General features: G+C 63.9%; 5 protein-coding genes and 1 pseudogene. 5 read left to right on the top strand and 1 reads right to left on the bottom strand.

Annotated features, from left to right (window positions below):
- On the bottom strand, positions 1-647 hold a 647-nt coding region (gene ligK, locus ACOVQ0_RS08040; RefSeq protein ID WP_421882613.1), incomplete at its 3' end, for a 4-carboxy-4-hydroxy-2-oxoadipate aldolase/oxaloacetate decarboxylase.
- 105 nt (positions 648-752) lie between these two features.
- Here ligK and ACOVQ0_RS08035 point away from each other — a divergent pair.
- From ACOVQ0_RS08035 to ACOVQ0_RS08015, 5 genes and pseudogenes are all read left to right on the top strand, one after another.
- Positions 753-1,919, top strand: coding sequence for a LysR family transcriptional regulator (locus ACOVQ0_RS08035; protein WP_421882611.1), 1,167 nt, complete (start codon positions 753-755; stop codon positions 1,917-1,919).
- Between the two features lie 62 nt (positions 1,920-1,981).
- Positions 1,982-2,803, top strand: coding sequence for a DUF1932 domain-containing protein (locus ACOVQ0_RS08030; protein WP_421882609.1), 822 nt, complete (start codon positions 1,982-1,984; stop codon positions 2,801-2,803).
- Positions 2,800-3,825, top strand: coding sequence for an amidohydrolase family protein (locus ACOVQ0_RS08025; RefSeq protein ID WP_421882606.1), 1,026 nt, complete (start codon positions 2,800-2,802; stop codon positions 3,823-3,825). The genes ACOVQ0_RS08030 and ACOVQ0_RS08025 overlap by 4 nt, the downstream gene beginning before the upstream one ends.
- Positions 3,822-4,277, top strand: coding sequence for a protocatechuate 4,5-dioxygenase subunit alpha (gene ligA, locus ACOVQ0_RS08020; RefSeq protein ID WP_268169812.1), 456 nt, complete (start codon positions 3,822-3,824; stop codon positions 4,275-4,277). The genes ACOVQ0_RS08025 and ligA overlap by 4 nt, the downstream gene beginning before the upstream one ends.
- Before the next feature lies 1 nt (position 4,278).
- Positions 4,279-4,417: pseudogene (locus tag ACOVQ0_RS08015) on the top strand (protocatechuate 3,4-dioxygenase); the annotation flags it as partial.

The raw sequence follows: 4,417 nt of genomic DNA, 5'->3' as shown, positions 1-4,417 counted from the left end.
AGGCGTTCGCGCATCTTGTACATGTCGAGGCCGAGGACGCCGGATGCCAGCTTCTCGCGCTTTTCGCCTTCGTTGGCTTCGCGGGCCTGCGCGGCCTTGAGCACTTCGGCGGCCTTTTCGCGCGGAACGACGCAGACGCCGTCATCGTCTGCGACGATGACGTCACCCGGGTTCACCAGCGCATTGGCGCAGACGACGGGGACGTTGACGCTGCCCAGCGTGTTCTTGACCGTGCCCTGCGCGTAGATGGCTTTGGACCAGACGGGGAAGTCCATTTCCGTAAGATCGCGCACGTCGCGCACGCCAGCATCGATCACCAGACCCCGGCAGCCGCGCGCCTGTGCGCTGGTGGCGAGGAGATCGCCAAAGTAGCCGTCTTCGCACGGGGACGTGGGGGCGAGGAGGAGGATGTCGCCCGCCTGCAACTGTTCGATGGCGACGTGGACCATCCAGTTATCGCCCGGTGCGGCGCTGATCGTGACGGCGGAGCCTGCAATGCGCGCGCCGCGATAGATCGGGCGCATGTAGCTGGCGAGCAAGCCGGTGCGCCCTTGCGCTTCATGCACAGTGGCGACGCCGCAGGCGGCAAGGCCGTCGATCACGGCTGGATCGGCACGTTCGATGTTCTGGACGACGATACCCGACATTTCCGGCTCCCAATGAAACTCTTCGCGCGTTCCATGCGACTGCGGGGCGAGGGCGACCAATGCAATGTTTGCTCCGATCCATAAGGAAATGCTAAGCGAGTGGGCATGGCCACGCACGCAATCAACATCCGGCATATCGCAGCTTTCGCGGCAACGGTGCGCCACGGCAGCGTTACGCGGGCGGCGCGGGCGGTGAACCTGACGCAGCCTGCACTGACACAGGCGATTGCGCGGCTTGAGGCAGATCTGGGCTGCGCATTGTTCGAGCGCGGGCCTGCGGGGATGACGCCGACCGAACCGGCGCTGCTGCTGGCTCCGCGTGCCGAGGCGGCGATTGCGCAAGTCGGCTCGCCAAGGGTGACGGGGACGCAGGTGCGGGCGTTCCTCGCGCTGGCGCGGGCGGGAAGCTATGCCGTTGCGGCAGAAGCGACGGGACTTTCGTCAGCGTCGCTGCATCGCGCCGTGGCTGACCTTTCGGTAGCGCTGGGGCAGCGGTTGGTGGATCGGCGCGGGCGGTCAGTAGCGCTGACGCCTGCGGGGGAGCGGCGCGCGCGCGGGTTTGGCCTTGCAATGGCGGAACTGCGCAGCGGCCTTGCCGAAGTGGCGGCGTGGCAGGGCAAAGCGGCGGGAAGGCTGGTGGTAGGGGCCATGCCGCTGAGCCGTGCACGGTGGCTGCCTGAAACGATCCTGCGCTTTGCCGCGCGTCATCCCGGGGTGGATGTGGCGGTGGTGGAAGGAAGCCATGCCGAACTTTCCGGCCCCCTGCGCGATGGCGAAGTGGACCTGATGCTAGGCGCGCTCAGAACTATTGGGGGGCGCGAGGCGTCATCGCTGGATGATCTGGCGCAGGAGGCTGTGTTCGAAGACAGCCCCGCGCTGGTGATGCGGGCCGGGCACCCGCTGCTTGCAGGCGCGACAGATGGTGCGGCGCTTGCCCGCTTTCCGTGGATTCTCCCGGCGAGCGACACGCCATTGCGCCACTATTGGGAAGGCATGATGCGCGCCGCCGGGGTGGAGCCGCCGCACGTGGGGATCGAGTGCGGATCGGTGCTGACAGTTCGGCAACTGCTGCTGGGTTCGGACGCGCTGACGCTGCTTTCGCCCGCGCAATTGGCGGTGGAATTGCAGGCAGGCGTACTTGCCACGCTGCCGCCCCCAGTGCCGGTGATGCGGACCATCGGCATTACCACCCGCGAAGGGTGGCGACCGACTGCGCCACAAGCTGCCTTCGTAGCGCTGCTGCGCGAGGTTGCGGCGGAAGGCTTTGCATAAATTTATGGCTTGGGCGATGTTTGCATTTGTGACTCTGGCCTGCGCGACGCAGGACCGGCGACATGGAGAGTGTTATTGCCCTGATCGGCTTCGGTGAGGCCGGGTCCACTTTTGCCAAGGCGGCAGGCTGGGAGTCTGCGGCGATGGCCTTTGATATCAACCCGGCACGTCGTGCAGTGATGGAAGAGGCAGGCGTCGTTGCCTGCGCCACCGCCGAATGCGCGCTGTCCGATGCCGATGTGGTGCTGTCGCTGGTCACGGCTGATTCCGCGCTGCCCGCCGCGCAGGACTATGCCGCGTGGCTGAAACCGCAGGCGATCTGGTGCGACATGAACTCGATAGCCCCCGACACGAAGCGCGCGGCGGCCAAGGCCATCGAAGCGGCTGGCGGGCGTTATGTCGATGTGGCGGTGCTGGCCCCGGTCCACCCCGCACGAATGAACGTGCCGCTTCTGATTTCCGGCAAACATGCGGCTGAGGCTGAGGCGCTTTTGCAGGCGGCAGGCTTTACCAAGACCCGCGTTGTTGGTGACGAGATTGGCCGGGCCAGCGCGATCAAGATGATCCGGTCGATCATGGTCAAAGGCGTCGAAGCGCTGACCGCTGAGATGATGCTGGCCGCGACCAAGGCGGGCGTGGTGGACGAAGTGCTGTCCTCGCTCGACGCCAGCGAAAAGGGCGATAGCTGGTTCACCCGGGCCGAATACAATGTGGAACGCATGACCACGCATGGCCTGCGCCGCGCGGCGGAAATGGAAGAAAGCTGCAAAACGCTGGAAGGCCTTGGCATCGAGCCGTTGATGACCAGCGGCACCGTGCGCCGCCAGCGGGAGCAGGCGGGCAAGACCATTCAATTTACCCCAGAGAGGACTGAAGTCGCATGACCATGATCATCGACTGCCACGGCCATTACACCGTGCTGCCCAAGGCGCACGACGAATGGCGTGAAAAGCAGAAGGCCGCGTTCAAGGCCGGGACCGAATGCCCCGCCTATCCCGACATTTCGGACGACGAAATCCGCGAAACGATTGAATCGAACCAGCTTCGCCTGCTGAAAGAGCGCGGCGCGGACATGACGATCTTTTCGCCCCGCGCCAGCGCGATGGCCCCGCATGTGGGCGATCAGACCGTCGCGGTGAAGTGGGCGCAGGTCTGCAACGATCTGATCGCGCGCGTTGTCGGGCTTTATCCCGATATCTTCGCAGGCGTGTGCATGTTGCCGCAGTCGCCCGAAGCGGACATGACCAGCTCGATTGCCGAGCTGGAACGGTGCGTCAATGAACTGGGCTTCATCGGCTGCAACCTGAACCCCGATCCGGGCGGTGGCCACTTCAAGCATCCGCCGCTGACGGACGAATACTGGTTCCCGTTCTATGAAAAGATGGTGGAGCTGGACGTTCCGGCGATGATCCACGTTTCGGGTTCGTGCAACCCGGCGATGCACGCCACCGGCGGCTATTACATCGCGGCAGATACCATTGCGTTCATGCAGTTGCTGGAAGGCGATCTGTTCAGCAAATTCCCGACCCTGCGCTTCATCATTCCGCATGGCGGCGGCGCGGTGCCCTATCACTGGGGACGCTATCGCGGTCTGGCTGACATGCTGAAGAAGCCCGGCCTTGATACGCACCTGATGAACAACGTGTTCTTCGATACCTGCGTCTATCACCAGCCCGGCGTCGATCTGCTGGCCGACGTGATCGAGAACAAGAACATCCTGTTCGGTTCGGAAATGGTCGGCGCGGTGCGCGGCATCGATCCCACCACCGGCTTCTATTTTGACGACACCAAGCGTTACGTCGATGCGCTCGACATCACGGACGCTGAACGCCACGCGATTTTCGAGGGCAACGCGCGCCGCGTGTTCCCGCGCCTCGACGCCAAGCTGAAGGAGAGGGGCCTGTGACGCAAGCAACGCCCAAGCAGAACATCCACGAATACCTTGCCGAACTGGACGATATTCCCGGCACCCGCGTCTATACCGCCGCGCGCGCCCGCAAGGGATACTGGATCAACCAGTTCGCGATGAGCCTGATGAAGGCCGAAAACCGCGAACGGTTCAAGGCCGATGAACGCGCTTATCTGGATGAGTGGAAGATCAGCGAAGATGCCAAGCAGGCGCTGCTGAAGCGTGACTACAACACGCTGCTGGATCTGGGCGGCAACGTCTATTTCCTGTCAAAGCTGTTCTCGTCGGATGGTCTGCCTTTTGCCGAAGCGGTCAGCACCATGACCGACATGACCTGGCCGGAATACCGCCAGATGATGCTGGATGGCGGCCGTTCGCCGGAAGGCAATCGCTCGATCAAGGCCAACCTCGCCGCTGCAGGCGCCGAGGCCAACAAAGGAGCCAACTAAGATGGCCAAGATTACCGCTGGCGTAGGCTCCAGCCACGTTCCGCTGCTGGGTGTCGCTGTCGATCAGGGCAAGTGGCAGGACGATTATTTCGGCCCGATCTTCAAGGGGTACGAATGGACCCGCGAATGGGAAGCCCGCG

Source organism: Novosphingobium sp. (genome assembly GCF_049240505.1).
GTDB lineage: Bacteria > Pseudomonadota > Alphaproteobacteria > Sphingomonadales > Sphingomonadaceae > Novosphingobium.
Note: the sequence above shows the minus strand (reverse complement) of the source record. Positions and strands in the feature narration are given on the sequence as shown.